17 protein-coding genes are annotated in these 16,642 nt (G+C 54.8%); 14 read left to right on the forward strand and 3 right to left on the reverse strand.

What is annotated here, in order from left to right; genetic code table 11:
- Positions 1 to 58 precede the first annotated feature (58 nt).
- The gene (locus ACG1VR_RS02655; RefSeq protein WP_395490164.1) at positions 59 to 769 is read right to left on the reverse strand and encodes a Crp/Fnr family transcriptional regulator; all 711 of its coding nucleotides are present in this window, start codon (positions 767 to 769) and stop codon (positions 59 to 61) included.
- A gap of 218 nt (positions 770 to 987) precedes the next feature.
- Between ACG1VR_RS02655 and ACG1VR_RS02660 the strand changes: the two genes are divergently transcribed.
- The 4 genes from ACG1VR_RS02660 to ACG1VR_RS02675 all read left to right on the forward strand — a co-directional run bounded on the left by ACG1VR_RS02660 (position 988) and on the right by ACG1VR_RS02675 (position 3,709).
- A complete protein-coding gene (locus ACG1VR_RS02660) occupies positions 988 to 1,320 on the forward strand; it encodes a YegP family protein (protein ID WP_172568956.1) in 333 nt (110 codons plus the stop codon).
- Between the two features lie 107 nt (positions 1,321 to 1,427).
- Positions 1,428 to 2,612 carry an anthrax toxin-like adenylyl cyclase domain-containing protein gene (locus ACG1VR_RS02665; protein ID WP_395490165.1) on the forward strand — a complete coding sequence of 395 codons (1,185 nt, stop codon included), beginning with the start codon at positions 1,428 to 1,430 and terminating at the stop codon, positions 2,610 to 2,612.
- Positions 2,613 to 2,720: 108 nt separating this feature from the next.
- Positions 2,721 to 2,984: a hypothetical protein gene (locus ACG1VR_RS02670; protein WP_016538266.1), complete on the forward strand. Its 264-nt coding sequence runs from the start codon at positions 2,721 to 2,723 to the stop codon at positions 2,982 to 2,984.
- The gene (locus ACG1VR_RS02675; RefSeq protein WP_016538265.1) at positions 2,981 to 3,709 is read left to right on the forward strand and encodes a Fic family protein; all 729 of its coding nucleotides are present in this window, start codon (positions 2,981 to 2,983) and stop codon (positions 3,707 to 3,709) included. Before ACG1VR_RS02670 ends, ACG1VR_RS02675 begins: the two co-directional genes overlap by 4 nt.
- Before the next feature lie 40 nt (positions 3,710 to 3,749).
- Here ACG1VR_RS02675 and ACG1VR_RS02680 read toward each other — a convergent pair whose 3' ends face one another.
- Complete coding sequence (locus tag ACG1VR_RS02680) at positions 3,750 to 4,673, reverse strand: LysR family transcriptional regulator (RefSeq protein WP_395490166.1); 924 nt, start codon at positions 4,671 to 4,673, stop codon at positions 3,750 to 3,752.
- A 226-nt stretch (positions 4,674 to 4,899) separates the two neighbouring features.
- On the opposite strand from ACG1VR_RS02680, the gene ACG1VR_RS02685 reads away from it, so the two are divergent.
- From ACG1VR_RS02685 to ACG1VR_RS02730, 10 genes are all read left to right on the forward strand, one after another.
- The gene (locus ACG1VR_RS02685; RefSeq protein ID WP_395490167.1) at positions 4,900 to 6,144 is read left to right on the forward strand and encodes a dicarboxylate/amino acid:cation symporter; all 1,245 of its coding nucleotides are present in this window, start codon (positions 4,900 to 4,902) and stop codon (positions 6,142 to 6,144) included.
- Between the two features lie 43 nt (positions 6,145 to 6,187).
- Positions 6,188 to 7,378: a cystathionine beta-lyase gene (metC, locus tag ACG1VR_RS02690; RefSeq protein WP_216376679.1), complete on the forward strand. Its 1,191-nt coding sequence runs from the start codon at positions 6,188 to 6,190 to the stop codon at positions 7,376 to 7,378.
- 153 nt (positions 7,379 to 7,531) lie between these two features.
- On the forward strand, positions 7,532 to 8,440 hold the full coding sequence (murQ, locus tag ACG1VR_RS02695; RefSeq protein WP_395490168.1) for an N-acetylmuramic acid 6-phosphate etherase: 909 nt from the start codon (positions 7,532 to 7,534) through the stop codon (positions 8,438 to 8,440).
- A gap of 2 nt (positions 8,441 to 8,442) precedes the next feature.
- Entirely contained in the window at positions 8,443 to 9,894 is a 1,452-nt protein-coding gene (murP, locus tag ACG1VR_RS02700) for a PTS N-acetylmuramic acid transporter subunit IIBC (RefSeq protein WP_279051046.1), read from the forward strand.
- Between the two features lie 283 nt (positions 9,895 to 10,177).
- Entirely contained in the window at positions 10,178 to 11,152 is a 975-nt protein-coding gene (gene tauA, locus ACG1VR_RS02705) for a taurine ABC transporter substrate-binding protein (protein ID WP_016538259.1), read from the forward strand.
- A gap of 19 nt (positions 11,153 to 11,171) precedes the next feature.
- Positions 11,172 to 11,939: a taurine ABC transporter ATP-binding subunit gene (gene tauB / locus ACG1VR_RS02710; RefSeq protein WP_016538258.1), complete on the forward strand. Its 768-nt coding sequence runs from the start codon at positions 11,172 to 11,174 to the stop codon at positions 11,937 to 11,939.
- Positions 11,936 to 12,763, forward strand: a complete 828-nt coding sequence (gene tauC, locus ACG1VR_RS02715) for a taurine ABC transporter permease TauC (protein ID WP_016538257.1) — start codon at positions 11,936 to 11,938, stop codon at positions 12,761 to 12,763. Before tauB ends, tauC begins: the two co-directional genes overlap by 4 nt.
- Positions 12,760 to 13,608, forward strand: a complete 849-nt coding sequence (gene tauD, locus ACG1VR_RS02720; protein ID WP_016538256.1) for a taurine dioxygenase — start codon at positions 12,760 to 12,762, stop codon at positions 13,606 to 13,608. Before tauC ends, tauD begins: the two co-directional genes overlap by 4 nt.
- A 125-nt stretch (positions 13,609 to 13,733) precedes the next feature.
- Complete coding sequence (locus ACG1VR_RS02725; RefSeq protein WP_265439875.1) at positions 13,734 to 14,039, forward strand: helix-turn-helix transcriptional regulator; 306 nt, start codon at positions 13,734 to 13,736, stop codon at positions 14,037 to 14,039.
- A 12-nt stretch (positions 14,040 to 14,051) separates the two neighbouring features.
- Positions 14,052 to 15,290, forward strand: a complete 1,239-nt coding sequence (locus tag ACG1VR_RS02730) for a type II toxin-antitoxin system HipA family toxin (RefSeq protein ID WP_395490169.1) — start codon at positions 14,052 to 14,054, stop codon at positions 15,288 to 15,290.
- 9 nt (positions 15,291 to 15,299) lie between these two features.
- On the opposite strand, the gene nepI is transcribed toward ACG1VR_RS02730, so the two are convergent.
- Positions 15,300 to 16,481 carry a purine ribonucleoside efflux pump NepI gene (gene nepI / locus ACG1VR_RS02735; RefSeq protein ID WP_016538253.1) on the reverse strand — a complete coding sequence of 394 codons (1,182 nt, stop codon included), beginning with the start codon at positions 16,479 to 16,481 and terminating at the stop codon, positions 15,300 to 15,302.
- Between the last annotated feature and the right edge of the window lie 161 nt (positions 16,482 to 16,642).

Below are 16,642 nucleotides of genomic sequence, written 5' to 3' on the forward strand. Positions count from 1 at the left end.
GTGTTTTACCTGGTCGTAGAGCGAGCCATTTAAAAGGGCTCCGGGTTTATCGTTTTAGTTAATGTTCGGCGTGCTGGTGCAGGCGCTGCGGGTCAATAACCTGAATCTGCTCGCCGTTAATCGCGATAATATTTTCTTCCCGCAGTTCGGATAAAATCCGGTTAATACTGCGCGGCGCAACGGCGAATTGCTCGCTTAATTGCTGCTTGTTAATCACAATGCTTTGGGGCGTATTGCTCCCCATTTGCAGGAACTTTTGCCATAAAACCAGGCAAATACGCTGATGTAACGAATAAAGAATGTCTTCTCCGGCCTTTTTCGATAGCTGGTAATACTGGTGGCTAACGGCCTGTAATATTTTTTGATTAAAGTAGTTATCTAACGCCAGCCAGCGGCAAAAATCTTCCCGGGCTAAAACTAATAACGCCGCATCGCTAACCGCTTCCACCGAGCAGATGTACTGGCGCTGTTCGAATATCTCCAGTTCGCCCAGCATGTCGCCTTTTTTATAGCGCGCCTGGGAGTATTTGCGGCCATCGTCGGCGGTGGTAAATACGTCAATCTCGCCTTTTATTATCAGGTGAAATTCGTCGCATATTTCACCCTGGTGGAAAACTAGCGCCCCGCGGGGAAACTGCTTCAGCTGCCAGCTGCGTAAAATATCCAGGGGGCAATACTTCAACAGTTCGTACAGCACCGGGTCGCCGGTCACTCGTTCGATGACGCTTAGCCAGTCACTCTGCCTGCTCTCGCTTTTCATGCTGCTCAATATAAAATTTCCCGTCAAATAAGGACAGGACGCCCGTCCTGCGTTGCCAACAGATTAGCCTGAAAACTGCCAGCGGGATCTTAAATCGGCGTAACGGTCAGGACATTTGTCCCGGCCGGGTAAAAGCGGGAATAAGCAGGTTGCAGGTTTTTCGTACATACTCATTTTGTAGTTCACCCAATCCATTAACTGTTTATGATTTTAATCAAGGAGTTAACATGTCAGGTTGGTTCGACTTAAGCAAAAGCAGCGACGGGCAATATAAGTTCGTTCTCAAGGCCGGAAACGGCGAAGTCATTCTCACCAGCGAGCTGTATACAACGCGCAGCTCGGCGGATAACGGCATTGCCTCCGTGCGCACCAATAGCCCCTTAGATGAGCGCTACGACAGGAAGGTTGCCGCCAACGGTAAGTTCTATTTCAACCTCAAAGCCGGGAACCATCAGGTGATTGGCACCAGCCAGATGTACGCCAGCGAAGCCTCGCGCGAGAAGGGTATCGCCTCGGTGAAAACCAACGGTGGAACTGAAACGGTGAAAGACAACACTTAACGGTGATGCAAAGGGGCAGCACACGCCACCCTGGTGCCTTTGCGTGATGCTGCCCCGGCGAGGCCAGGGCTGGATAAATACCTGATGCCCACCGGAGCTGGCCCGTAATGAAAGTTGGCGTTCCTCTTGTTCCCTTCAGCCCTCCTGCCAGTGCCACGCAGGCTGCCAGCAGGCCTGGCCGCAACGCGCTTGAGCAGCAGATCGCGCAGATCACGGCTAAAACGGGGATGGTGCCCACCCATCTTCTGCCTTTGCAGCGCGTTGCCTCTGAATACAACTGCATCATCGGTATTCGCCCGGTAGATAAACTGGCGACGGACCTGATTGCGGCGGGGCACCCGACCAAGGGGTTCCATATCAAGGGGAAAAGCGCTTCCTGGGGGCCGCAGGCGGGGTTTATCTGCGTGGACCAGCGTTTCAGCAAACTGGAGCGCGACGTAGGCGAGCGCATAGCCAAATTCAACCAGCAAACGCAGTCCTGCATACGCGAAGGCTATGCGGCGGCAGTGCCGCTGGACGTCTCCCAAAGCCGCCTGCAAAGCCTGTTTCAGAACGGCATGCTCGGGCAATTCTCTGCCGAAGATGCAAAAGGCGTTTGCAGAGTCCGCTCCAGTGGGCCAAGCGGAGAGCATTATGAGTTTGAAGCGCAGCGGCTGCCGGGCCCCGGAGAAGCGCGTTATCGCATCCTGCACAAAGGCGTGCCGCTTGAGGTGCTTGCCCCGCATTCGCAGGCGCAAGCCTTCACCGCAGATTACGATTTAATGCTTATCGCCCCGCACGTCCGCGACCTGGGGCGGGAGGACAATTTGCAGGTGCCGGACGTCTCGCATCAGATCTTCCGCCAGCGGCTGGAAAACTACAGTAAGCTCCCACTTCACCCGGAGCTAAGGCGCGACTACGAAGACGCCTCCAGCTTCTACCGCAAGAGCGACGAAGAGATGGGCAACTCGTCGCAACGGGTACGGCATATGGTCGGCGTGATTAATCAGGCGCTGGTGGGCAAAGGCGAGCCGGTGGTCCACCACGCGACGGACAGCGCTAACCCGGTTACCGACCCGGAAAGTAATTACCCGGCAACCTTCGCTCTGCCCGGCAGGATAGGGCGCTTCAACGCGCTGTGCGTAATAGAGAACAAAGATGAGCTTGCGGAGCTGGTGATGCAGGCCAAAAACGCAGGCTACCATGTGCCGCTGAACCCGTTATGGGAGAAAGAAGTGCTCAGGGCCCGCAGCCCCCGTTTTGACGATGCGCGAGCCAAAGTCGAGGCGGCTTTGTTGGCAAGGCACCGTTGAGTTTTGCTACCTGAAGAGTGTTTGAGCTTGGTCGGGGCGAGCCAGTGCCGCCTGGAGACATCATTATCCCGATGTGCTAAAATTTAACCAACAACTGAGGGGTGTTCTATGGCCGAGATGATGCTCGAAAGTGTTGCAAACTATGTTAAAAAAATAGCTGAAGATCATGATGTTACACCAGGTCGTGATGACATAAGCCGTATGGCCGTTGCTATTACCGGCCTTGCTGACGATATTGTGGAGCTGGATGATGTGGAACAATTACTCGTTAATCTCAGAAGAAGGGGTGTGCTAACTAAAGCCGAGATTATTGAGATCCAGGGGCGTTATTTTAGTGAGCAAAGGCATTTTCGTAAGATAATTAATGCATGACTTTTGACCCCTTTGGTGACTTTACGAAAGCAGGATACCTCCAAAACGCTCTTCAGCTTAAAGAACCTGATGAGGTCAAAAGAGCGGAACATCTTGTTTTCGAGTTAAGTATTGAAGATGCACTCGCTTATTTGGCTGAGACGGAAGTCGTAAGCTACTCATCGATTCTTAAAGTCCACGAAATTCTTTTCTCAGATTTCTATCCCTGGGCGGGAAAAGATCGCAATGATCTGGTCCCGCATCTGGCCGTCTTTAAAGGCTCTCAGGATAACCCCCGTCATACTGTTTTTGAACGCCCCGATTCTATTCGCCGGGCGGCTGAATATGCGCTTTCTCTGGCAAGTAACCAGGCAAGCTTTCGTAACAAACCGGGTGAAGTCATGGGGCTACTGGCTTTTGCTCACCCTTTTCTTGACGGAAATGGTCGCACTATTCTGCTGGTATTTATGGAACTGGCTTTTCGGGCCGGATTTACCATCAATTGGTCGCAGACCAATAAAGATGATTATCTGCGGGCGCTCAGCAATGAGATCGGGGAGCCTTCTAAACGGCATCTGGATAGATATCTGCAACCCTTTGTCGTCAGTATTGCCAGCCGTGATAGCTGGCCGCAGATTATCGGCGGTATCAGAGGGCTGGATGGGTTGGACAAAGAAAATGTCTCATATGAAAGCCTGGATAATCCTGAAGTACAAAAGATTTACACGACTTATCGTGCCGGCTAAGCAGCCTTGCTATGTTTGACTGCAAACCACTTCTGCCTCGTTAAGGTATCCAGCTGTCCCAGGCTGGCTGCGGCGCAAGTTGCTCAACCAGGAAATCAATAAACGATCTGACCTTTGGGTTGCTGTATTTGCTCGGGAAGTAGAGGGCGTACAGCGCGTGGGTTTCATAGGTGATGATGCCGTCCAGCAGCAGGGGGGTGAGCTCATCTTTTTGAATATGGTCGCCAATCAGGTAAGTGGGCAGGTAGGCCACGCCCTGGTTTTCCAGCACCGATTTGAGCAATACCAGGCTGCTGTTCGCCTGGATGGGCGTGCGCATTTTTAACTGATGCTGCCGATCGTGTTCGTCGGTGGTTTTAATTAACGGCGTCAGCCCGGGGTAAACCAGGCAGTCGTGGGTCACCAGGTCGGTGCGTTTGCCCGGCATTCCTTTCTTGCTGAGATAGTCCGCGGTGGCGCAGTAGGCCCAGCGCACAGGGGCCAGCTTGCGCATGGCGTAATTTTGCGGCGGAGAGGTGGATATTCGCAGGGCGATATCAAAGTCGGATTCATTAAGATTAATAAAGTTATCGTTTAGGTCGATATAAAGATTTACATCCGGAAAATGCGCCCGATATTTATCCACAAGGTTGACCAGTCTGGCATAGCCGAAGGCAATAGAGCAGGTTATGCGTAATTCCCCCTGTGGATTGTTGTAATAACTGGATGTGGTATTCAGCGTATCGTCAAATTCCTTAATTAACTTATTAGCGCGGTTAAACAAATATTGCCCAGCATCGGTAAGCGTAATGCTGCGGGTGGTTCTTTTTATCAATGTAGTGCCCAGTAAATCCTCCAGCGCCGCCAGGCTCTTGCTCACCGCAGAAGGCGAGACGCTGAGCTGAGTAGCCGCTTCAGTCAGCCCCCCGCAGTCGATAATTTTGACGAAAACCTCAAGGTGTTTGAGTGAAATTGGCGCGCTCATTATTTCCTTTTACTCACAAGTGATTTGCGGAAATGGTATTAATTCCCCATACCAATCCAATTATAAAAGTGTAACTATTGAGTTGAGGTAAATAAAGAAGTTGGAAAATGAATTTTATACATCATTAGTGATTTACATCACAAAAGCCCCGGGGATTTAATTGCAGCAGTTGGTAATTGTGATTTTCGTCCCAGTTATTATTACTTTTATTGAGAAGGTATCCTTTATGTGGACACGCCTCGAACCCTACAAATCATCATTCGTTCTTTTATTTGCGCTTATTATCGGTGGCCTGCTGGGTATTTATGCCCCGTCTTACGCCATTAAATTACAGCCCATCGGGCAAATATTCCTCAATCTGTTGTTTATGATAATTGTGCCGCTGGTTGGCGTCAGCGTGATGTCTTCTATCGCGGGAATGACCGACCTCAAGCGGCTTGGCCGCATCATGGTGGTTATTTTTATTGTGTCCATCGCCATGGCGCTTATTCCTGCCGCGGGCATTGTGCTGCTGGCGCTCTGGTACAACCCGGCCCAGGGCGTGACTATCGATCTCTCCCACTCGGTTAAAAGCGGCGCGGGAGAGATGGATTTTGTCAGCATGGTGACCACCAGCGACTTCGTTGGCCTGTTTTCCAAGTCGAACATTCTGGCGCTGATCGTCATCGCTATTATCGCCGGGGTGGCGATTGGCCAGTCGGCGGATGCGGGCAAACGCATCGCCGCCCTGCTGCAAGATGCCAACACCGTTATCATGAAAATTGTCTCAATTATCATGAAGGTGGCACCAATTGGCCTGGGTTGTTACTTCGCTGCCACTATGGCGAGCCAGGACGCAGGGCTGCTAATGACCTTCGCTCGCGCAATCGGGCTGTTTATGGCCGCAACCCTTATCTACTACGTGCTGGGTTCCATTTTCTACTCGTGGATTGGCGGCGGAGTGCCGGCGGTGAAGGCCTTCTGGCGGCACGCTATTGAGCCTTCAGCGACCGCGCTGGGCACCTGCTCTTCGCTCGGTACGCTGCCGGTTACGCTGCGCGCGGGCAAGGCGATGGGCATCAATCCTGAAATTGTCGATGTCTCTATTCCGCTGCTGGTGAATCTCAATAAAGGCGGCGTAGCGATGATTGCCGCGCTGAAAATCGTCTTTATCTATTCGGTACTCGGCCTGCCGTTTACCAGCGAAACCTTCTTCCTCGCAATGCTGATTGCCGTGCTGTCCGCCATTATCGTTGGTGGCGTACCGGGCGGAGCCTTCCTCGGGGAAATCTTTATCGTCACCACGCTCGGCCTGCCGATGGAGGCCATCCCGCTGCTGGTGGTGCTCGGCACCATAACTGACGCACCCGCCACGCTCATCAACGTTATCCACGATCTTAATGCGGCACAAATTGTTGAACGCTTCGCCGGAAAGAAGTGCGGTGAACCCGCAGCAAGCGCCCCGCTGGCGGCAGATAGTCTCGCTGGTTAAGTCATCTGAATGGAATGAATTAAGGAAATAACGGGAGAATCTTATGAAAAAGAAAATGCATCTTGAAACCCAGCTGGTCACCGCAGGGCGTGAAAAACGCTATACCCAGGGCGCGGTAAACGCGGTAATTCAGCGCGCCTCTTCGCTGGTTTTTGACAGTGTTAAAGACAAAAAATTTGCCACCGCCAACCGGGCGAAAGGCGAGCTGTTTTACGGGCGCAGAGGCACGCTGACGCATTTTTCCTTCCAGAAGGCGATGACCGACCTGGAAGGCGGAGCCGGGTGCTCGCTTTATCCGTGCGGCGCGGCTGCGGTCACCAACGCGATTCTGGCCTTCGTCAGCGGCGGAGACCATATCCTGATGACCGGCGCGGCCTATGAGCCAACGCAGGACTTCTGTAATAAGATCCTGAGTAAATTCAATGTCTCAACGACTTACTATGATCCAATGATCGGAGCCGGGATCGCCGGGCTTATTCAGCCGAATACCCGGGTCGTTTTCCTGGAGTCTCCCGGTTCTATTACCATGGAAGTTCAGGACGTTCCCGGCATGATTAAGGCAATCCGCGCCGTTAACCCGGAAATTGTCATCATGCTGGATAACACCTGGGCCGCAGGCGTGTTGTTCCGCGCCCTGGATTACGGCGTGGATATTTCGATTCAGGCGGGAACCAAATACACCATCGGCCATTCGGACGGCATGCTGGGCACGGCGGTGGCCAATGAGCGTTGCTGGGATCGCCTGCGTGAGAACTCATACCTGATGGGCCAGACGCTTGATGCTGATACGGCGTATATGGCCGCCCGTGGCCTGCGTACGCTGGGCGTGAGGCTGAAGCAGCATGAGGAAAGCAGCATCGCGATTGCCCGCTGGCTGTCGGCTCATCCGCTGGTGGAGCGGGTGAATCATCCCGCGCTGGCCGAATGCCCGGGGCACCCGTTCTTCGAGCGTGATTTTTCCGGCAGCTCCGGCCTGTTCTCCTTTGTGCTGAAAAATCGCCTGTCGGACGAGCAGCTTGCCGGTTATCTCGATAATTTCACGTTGTTCCATATGGCGTATTCCTGGGGTGGGTTTGAATCGCTTATCCTGGCAAACCAGCCGGAAGAGCTGAACGAAATTCGCCCGGCCGGAAAGGTAGACTTCACCGGCACGCTGGTGCGTGTGCACATCGGCCTGGAAAACGTTGAAGAACTGATAGCCGACCTGGAAGCCGGTTTCGCCCGCATTGCCTGATTTCCCTTTTTCGCCGCCCACAGGGGCGGCTTTTCCTCCCGGGTTATTCCGCTATTCCCCTTCGTTTGGAATAAAATATTCGTGATTATGCTCACGCACATGGAATAAAATATTCCATACTATGCACAGCAGAACACACTAATGGATGTCCCGATGAAGATTAATTTAACCAAGCTGGTCACCGAGAGCCGCAACCCGGCGAGCGCGGCGATCGATACGCTGCCTACTTTAGAAATGCTTGCGGTTATCAATAACGAAGATAAGCAGGTGCCGCTGGCGGTGGAGGCTACGCTGCCGCAAATCGCGCAGGCGGTGGATAAGGTCGTTGAGGCTTTTGCTCACGGCGGCAGGCTTATCTACAGCGGGGCAGGGACTTCCGGGCGTCTGGGGATTCTGGATGCAAGTGAGTGCCCGCCAACTTATGGAACTCCGCGTGAGCAGGTCGTAGGGCTGATTGCTGGCGGCCATCCAGCCATTTTGCAGGCGGTAGAAAACGCCGAAGATAACCGGGAAATGGGCGAGCAGGATCTGCGTAACCTGGACTTTAACGCTCGCGATGTGCTGGTGGGGATTGCCGCCAGCGGCCGCACGCCGTATGTTCTTGGCGCGATGGCGTACGCAAAAAGCGTGGGCGCAACGGTAGCGGCTATCTCCTGTAATCCGGGCAGTGAAATGAGCCTGGCGGCGGACATCGCCATCGAGCCGGTTGTTGGCCCCGAAGTGGTTACCGGCTCTTCGCGCATGAAGGCGGGCACCGCGCAAAAGCTGGTGCTGAATATGATAACCACCGGCGCGATGATCCGCAGCGGCAAGGTGTACGGCAACCTGATGGTGGACGTAGAGGCGACTAACGCCAAGCTGCTCCAGCGGCAGGTCAATATCGTCGTGGAGGCAACGGAATGTACCCCGGAGCAGGCCGGGCAGGCGCTTAACGCCTGCAACCGTCACTGCAAAACGGCGATCTTCATGCTGCTTAGCGGCCTGTCAGCCGAAGCGGCGGGCGAGCTGCTGGCGAAAAACCAGGGCTTTATACGTAAAGCATTGCAGGGGATAAACGGATAGCTATGGCGAAAATCACCGGCTCGATGATTGAACAGATCCTGCGCCTGACGGGCGGCAGCGGCAACATCATACTGTGCGGCAACTGCATGACGAGGCTGCGCCTGACGCTTAAAGATCGCGATCTCGTGCAGCATGACGAGTTGAAGATCATCCCCGGCGTGCTGGGCGTGGTCAACGGCGACGATCAGCTGCAAATTATTCTTGGCCCCGGCAAAGCTCAAACCGCCAGCGAGCTGATGAACGGTATGCTGAAGTCGGGAGCCGTGAGCGAGCCGGAGAAAGCTGAAAGCGCCGATTTACAGGCACTAGCCAGCCAGAACAAAAAGCAGATGAAGGCAAAGCAGAACAGCGCGGTGCATAACTTCCTGACTAAGTTCGCCACCATTTTTACCCCGCTTATTCCCGGCTTTATTGCCGCCGGGCTGCTGCTGGGGATAGCGACCCTGCTGCAACAGACCCTGATTGTGGAAGGCGTTACGCCGGCGGCCTGGCTGCCGCAGCTGATCGCCTACATGAAAGTGTTCAGCATCGGGCTGTTTACCTTCCTGAGCATTCTTATCGGCTTTAACACCCAGAAGGCGTTTGGCGGCACCGGCGTGAACGGGGCGATAATCGCTTCGCTGTTTATCCTGCGCTACGTGCCGGAAGGCAAGGTGGGCTATTACGCGGGGATGGACACCTTCTTTGGCCTGGCTATCGACCCGCGAGGCAACATTATCGGCGTGCTGCTGGCCTGTATTCTCGGGGCGTGGATCGAGCGCCAGGTGCGACGGATGATCCCCGACAATCTGGATATGATCCTTACCTCAACAATCACGCTGCTCATCACCGGGGCGATAACCTTCGTGGCGATTATGCCGATAGGCGGCGAGCTGTTTAAAGGCATGTCGTGGCTGTTTATGCACCTCAACGGCAACCCGTTTGGCACGGCGGTGCTGGCGGGGCTGTTCCTGATCGCCGTGGTATTCGGTATTCATCAGGGCTTTGTTCCGGTCTATTTCGCGCTGATGGATGCCCAGGGCTTTAACTCGCTGTTCCCCATTCTGGCGATGGCCGGTGCGGGGCAGGTTGGCGCGGCGCTGGCGCTGTTTGCCCGCTCGAAGAAAGGCTCGGTGCTGCGCACGCAAATCAAAGGCGCCATTATTCCCGGCCTGCTGGGGATTGGCGAACCGCTGATTTACGGCGTAACGCTGCCGCGCCTTAAGCCGTTTATTACCGCCTGTATCGGCGGCGGCATCGGCGGGTTCTTTATCGGGCTGGTAGCCTGGCTTGGGCTGCCGGTGGGGCTGAATACCGTGTTTGGCCCGTCCGGGCTGGTGTCTATCCCGCTGATGACTTCCAGCCAGGGGATCTTCGCCGGAATGGCGGTTTACGTCGCCGGGATCTTTATTGCTTACGCTGCCGGTTTCGTGATGACCTGGTTCTTCGGCAGCAAGAACGTTGATTTAAGCTAAGCCGTTACGTTTTTGACGCCTGGCGCAGCGTAGAAGCAGACATAAACAGCTGCCGCCCGGCAAGCGCCGGCATTGGCTAAAACCTTCTAACACCTGCGCTTTCGTGCAGAACGAAGCGCGGATCGTGCCGCAGCCTGGAGGCATTTTTTCCATTGCTGGCCAGCGACTATCGATAGCCACTTTTTTTCTAATGACGGAAAGGCATTAGCGATAATTTTTTATTCTTTTATGGAATCGTTGCTGTTGGAAATACTGCTCTCTCCCCCGAGACAGGAGCAGGATCATGGCAGCAAAACGACACTCACTCTGGCTGGTAGCACTGGCCCTTATTGCCACTCAGGCCCACGCCGTGGACGTTACCGTGGCGTACCAGACATCCGCGGAACCTGCCAAAGTCGCCCAGGCCGACGATACTTTTGCCAAAGACAGCGGGGCGAAGGTGGAATGGCGCAAATTCGATAGCGGCGCAAGCGTGGTGCGCGCCCTGGCCTCCGGCGACGTGCAGATAGGCAACATCGGCTCCAGCCCGCTTGCCGTGGCCGCCAGCCAGAACGTGCCGATCGAAGTGTTCCTGCTGGCTTCCCAGCTAGGTAACTCCGAGGCGCTGGTGGTTAAAAAAGCGATTAAAACCCCGCAAGATTTGATAGGTAAACGCATAGCGGTGCCGTTTATCTCCACCACGCATTACAGCCTGCTGGCTTCCCTCAAGCATTGGGGTATTAAGCCGGATCAGGTTCAGATCCTTAATCTTCAGCCTCCGGCGATTATTGCCGCCTGGCAGCGCGGCGACATTGACGCAGCCTATGTCTGGGCGCCTGCGGTAAACGAACTGGAAAAAGACGGCACGGTACTGACGGACTCCGCTCAGGTAGGTAAATGGGGCGCGCCAACGCTTGACGTCTGGGTTGTACGCAAAGACTTTGCCGAGAAACATCCTGACGTGGTGACCGCCTTTGCCCGCGGCGCAATTGCGGCGCAGAAGGGCTACATCGATAACCCGGACCAATGGCTCAAGCAGCCGGATAACCTGAGCAAGCTGTCGCGCCTGAGCGGCGTGCCTGAAAGCGATGTGCCGGGGCTGGTGAAGGGCAATACCTACCTCACCGCGAAGCAGCAGGTTGAGCAACTCAGCGGGCCGGTTAATAAAGCAATTGTCGATACCGCGCAGTTCCTGAAAGAACAGGGCAAGGTTCCGGCGATTGCGCCTGATTACAGCCAGTTTGTGACCGACCGCTTCGTGAAGCCGCTGGCGCAGTAAACGGACAGGAGGCACGGCGATGTTACAGGTTTCGCATCTCAGCGCGGAGTACGGCGGCAAAGCGGTACTCGACGATATCAATCTGACGGTGGATGAGGGCGAGCTGCTGGTTGTGCTCGGCCCTTCCGGCTGCGGCAAGACGACGCTGCTTAATCTGATCGCCGGTTTTGCGCCTTATCACTCCGGCAGCATTACGTTGCAGGGGAAAACGGTTGAAGGCCCCGGCGCCGAACGCGGGGTTGTTTTTCAAAACGAAGGGCTGCTGCCGTGGCGCTCGGTGCTGCATAACGTCGCTTTTGGCTTGCAGCTTGCCGGGCAGGCTAAAGAGCAGCGTGAAGAGATAGCGCTCGACATGCTGCGCAAGGTTGGCCTGGAAGATAAAGCTAAGCGAGCCATCTGGCAGCTTTCCGGCGGCCAGCGGCAGCGGGTCGGCATTGCGAGAGCGCTGGCAACGAAGCCGCAGCTGTTGCTGCTGGATGAACCTTTTGGCGCATTGGATGCTTTCACCCGCGAGCAGATGCAGACCCTGCTGCTCAAGCTCTGGCATGAAAGCCGCCGCCAGGTGTTGCTGATAACTCATGATATTGAAGAGGCGGTGTTCCTGGCAACGGAGCTGGTGCTGCTTTCACCGGGGCCTGGGCGCGTGCTGGAAAGGCTACCGCTTGATTTTGGCCGCCGCTTTGCCGCCGGGGAACCGTGCCGCAGCATTAAATCCGACCCCGAATTTATCGCTAAACGTGAATATGTGCTGAGCCGCGTATTCGAACAGCGGGAGGGCTTCTTATGAGCGTTGTGATTCAGGATAAACCGGCTCGCCGCCGCCTTGCTTTGCGCTGGCCGCTCTCCCGCCAGCTTACTCTCAGCGCGGGCACGCTGGTTACGCTGGTGCTGCTGTGGTGGTGGGTAGCCGCCCAGCACTGGGTAAGCCCGCTGTTTCTGCCGCCGCCGGGGCAGGTTCTGGCGAAGCTGATTACCATCGCCGGGCCGCAGGGCTTTATGGATGCCACGCTCTGGCAGCATCTGGCCGCCAGCCTGGGTCGCATTCTTACCGCCCTGGCAGCGGCGGTGTTGATTGGCATCCCGGTGGGGATTGCTATGGGGCTTAGCACTACGGTGCGCGGCATCCTCGACCCGCTTATCGAGCTGTACCGCCCGGTGCCGCCGCTGGCCTATTTGCCGCTGATGGTGATTTGGTTTGGTATTGGCGAGACTTCAAAAATTCTGCTGATTTATCTGGCGATTTTCGCCCCGGTGGCGATGTCCACCATGGCGGGGGTGCGCAGCGCGAAACAGGTTCGTATTCGTGCGGCGCAGGCGCTGGGCGCTTCCCGTTTACAGGTTATCTGGCACGTCATTCTGCCTGGCGCACTCCCTGAAATTTTGACCGGGTTCCGCATCGGGCTGGGCGTGGGCTGGTCCACGCTGGTGGCCGCCGAACTTATCGCCGCCACGCGCGGGCTGGGCTTTATGGTGCAGTCCGCCGGAGAGTTCCTGGCAACCGACGTGGTGCTGGCCGGTATCGGCGTGATAGCCGTTATCGCATTTTGTTTAGAACTGGGGCTACGCGCATTGCAGCGCCGGTTAACCCCCTGGCATGGAGAAGGACAATGAGTGAAAAAGTGAACGTTAAGCCATTGGGGCCGTACATCGGAGCGCAGGTTAGCGGCGTGGACTTGACGCGCGGCCTGAGCGATAACCAGTTCGAGCAGATTTACCACGCGTTGATTCGCCATCAGGTGCTGTTTTTCCGCGAACAGGAAATTACGCCCTCGCAGCAGCGCGCCCTGGCCCTGCGCTTTGGCGACCTGCATATCCACCCGGTTTATCCGCATGCCGAAGGCGTGGAGGAGATAATCGTGCTGGATACCCACAACGACAATCCGCCGGATAACGATAACTGGCACACCGATGTGACCTTTATCGAAACGCCTCCGGCGGGGGCAATTCTTGCCGCGAAGCAGCTGCCGGAAACCGGGGGCGATACGCTGTGGACCAGCGGCATTGCGGCCTATGAAGCGCTGTCTGAGCCGTTTAAAAAGCTGCTTTCCGGGCTGGAAGCGGAGCATGATTTCCGTAAATCCTTCCAGGAATACAAATACGCCCATAACGAAGTCGAGCACCAGCGCTGGCGCGAGGCGGTAGCGAAGAACCCGCCGCTGCGCCACCCGGTTATCCGCACCCACCCGGTCAGCGGCAGGCAGGCGCTGTTCGTTAATGAAGGCTTCACCACCCGCATCGTCAACCTCACGGAAAAAGAGAGCGAAACGCTGCTCGGCTTCCTGTTCGCCCATATCACCAAACCCGAGTTCCAGGTTCGCTGGCGCTGGCAGCAGAACGATATCGCCATCTGGGATAACCGCGTAACGCAGCATTACGCCAACGCCGATTATCTTCCGGCTCGCCGCATCATGCACCGCGCCACTATCCTGGGCGATAAGCCTTTCTGGCGCGGCTGAGTTTCCTTTCTAGTCACTATACTTACCAAAAAATGAGGATGTGGTAAGCATAGTGACCATTTGTTTTTGGACATTAAGTGTGCTGGTCACTATAATTACCAAAAATCAAGAAAATGGTAATCACAGTGACCAGCGATAATATCCAGAGACGAAAAGCCGTTGTCTTTCCCTCCAATCAAAAGTCCCTGAAGCAGCTTGGCGAGAACATCAGGCTGGCCTGCCGTCGACGCAAATACACGCAAACTCTTATTGCAGAACGAACCGGGCTGAGTCGTTTAACTATTCGTAAAATTGAGCAAGGCGATCCCGGCGTCTCTATTGGTCATTACGTTATGGTATTAGGCGTGTTGGGGCTGGTGGGCGATTTAGAACAGGTCGCCCGGGATGATGAGCTGGGGCGTAAGCTTCAGGACTTAGCGTTGCTGAACTGACAAGGAGTCATCATGAGCAGAGAAACTTTTGTTTTTGCCGACTGGCAGGTGCTTTCTGAGCCTCTGTTAGTCGGGCGATTGCGTTCGGAGACGATTCGTAATGGAGAGCATTTTAGCTTTAGCTATGACAGCGAGTGGCTTAAATCGCCCTATGTACAGAAAATTGACCCAGATTTAGAGCTTTATCAGGGAGAGCAACACGGCCCTGATTCACATAATTTTCGTATTTTTCTCGACTCTTGCCCGGACAGGTGGGGAAAGCTGTTGATGAAAAGGCGGGAAGCTATCCTTGCGAAGCAGGAAGGGCGCCGCGTAAATATCCTCGGTGAAATTGATTATCTTCTCGGCGTACATGATTTTTATCGACAAGGGGCGCTGAGGTTTAAAACCGAGATGCAAGGTCCATTTTTGGATGCCAATGATCAATTAGCAGCCCCGCCATTCTCCTCGTTAAGGGAGCTTGAGTACGCGGCACAGCAGGTTGAGGATAACCGGGGCAGTGACGACCCGGATTATTTGAAGTGGCTTTATATGCTGATGTCGCCGGGTTCCTCATTAGGCGGTGCCCGGCCAAAAGCTAGCGTGGTTGATGAAACCGGTCAGTTATGGATAGCAAAATTCCCCAGTCGCTATGACGACTATAATATTGCCGCCTGGGAGTTTTTAACTTATCGCCTGGCGCTTGAGGCCGGTGTGGAAATGGCAGAGTCAAGAATAGAAAGATTTAATAGCCACCATCATACTTTCCTGACCAAACGTTTTGATCGTACCGTATCTGGCCGACTCCATTTTACCTCCGCCATGACGCAGCTTGGTTATTATGATGGTGAGTACGAAGCCAGTTACCTTGAACTGGCGCAGTTCCTCGTCGAAAAAGGGGAAAATACCAGGCAAGACTTAGCTCAACTTTGGCGACGTATAGTTTTTAATATCGCGGTGTCTAATACTGACGATCACTTGCGTAATCATGGTTTTATTTTTTGCAAAAATGGATGGTTGCTTTCACCAGCTTACGATATTAACCCCGTCACACCGGCGAAGGGGCTCCATCTTAATATTAACGACAGTGATAATAGTCTGGACTATGGCCTTGCTATGGAGGTTATTGATTTCTTTAGTTTAACTCGCTCAGAGGCGGATGAAATTAAAAATGAAGTTATCAGAAGCGTTAGCAAATGGCGTGATGTTGCAAATGCGCTGGGGATTAGCCGGGGAGAGCAAGAAATCATGTCCCCGGCTTTTAATGTTTAAAACGAAGGGTTAAGCCCGAACCTTCACCGCGACCAGTAAAGCCGTCAGCAGCATCAGGCTGCCGGAAAGCATCAGCGGTGCGAGCAGGCCGAGGTTGTCCAGCGCCAGGCCGCCAATTGCGGCGCCGCAGGTGTTTGCCAACTGAATGACGGCAACCTGAATAGATCCCGCTTTTTCCGCCTGGTCCGCAAGAGAACGGGTGATCCACGTTGACCAGCCCACCGGGACTAATGCAAAAGCCAGCCCCCAGACGATGGCGATTGTTGAGGCGACAACTTTATTTTCTCCCCACAGCACCAGTACAGCCGCGCTAATGGCGAGAATAAGCGGGGCGCAGGCCAGCGCCAGTTTCAAAGAGCGTTTTAATACCGGGGCGGAAAACGAAGTGCCGACGAAGCTGGCTATCCCGAAGCTCAGCAACACCAGGGTGAGGCCGTCGACGTCAAACCCGCTCAGGGTCATATAAATCGGGCGGATGTAGGTAAAGAACGAGAACTGCCCGGCAAAGGCCATAAAGATAGCCAGCATGCCCGCCAGCACGCCTGGGCGTTTTAGCAGGCCGAACATATTTTGCTTCTGTTGGGTGGACTCGCCCGGTAAGGACGGAAGCGCTTTCCACACCCAAATAATACAGGCCACGCCCATCAGCGCGGCGGCGTTGAATACGTTACGCCAGCCGATAATACCGCCGAGGAAACTGCCAAGCGGGGCGGCAATCACCAACGCTATAGACACCGCGCCAAAGATAACGGATAGCGCTTTTGGCACGGTACGCGCCGGAACCAGCCGCATGGTGAGCGAGGCGGACATCGCCCAGAAGCCACCGAGCGCCAGCCCCAGGCAGGCACGCCCCAGCAGAAGCAGCGAGAAGCTACCGGCAAATGAAACCAGCAGGCAGGAGAGGGTGAGCAGCACCGCAAACATCAGCACCACGCGGCGGCGGTCGGCGGTGCCAATAATATTGGTGACAAACAGGCTGGCGAACATCGCCACAAAGGCGGTAACGGTAACCGACTGCCCGGCAACACCTTCCGAAATCGACAAATCCTGCGCCATCGGCGTCAGCAGGCTGACCGGCAGAAATTCAACGGTAATCAGACAGGCTACGCAAAATGCGATGGAGAATACCGCCGACCAGTTGGGGCGGGTTATCGAATTGGCCGGGATGGCGTGGGGGGCGGTCTCATTCATCCTGAAATCCTGGTAAGTTTTGATAGCAAGCCGCTCAGTGTATCATCGCTTGCGCAACGCCTTTAACGATTTGGCAACTTTCCCCCTGGGCGAATCCGAAGATTGAAACCCACGCCCTCCTCAGTGAAACAAAAAACATACAAAATTAACAAAAAACACAC

The organism is Cedecea davisae (assembly GCF_044095835.1).
GTDB classification, from domain to species: Bacteria; Pseudomonadota; Gammaproteobacteria; order Enterobacterales; family Enterobacteriaceae; genus Cedecea; species Cedecea davisae.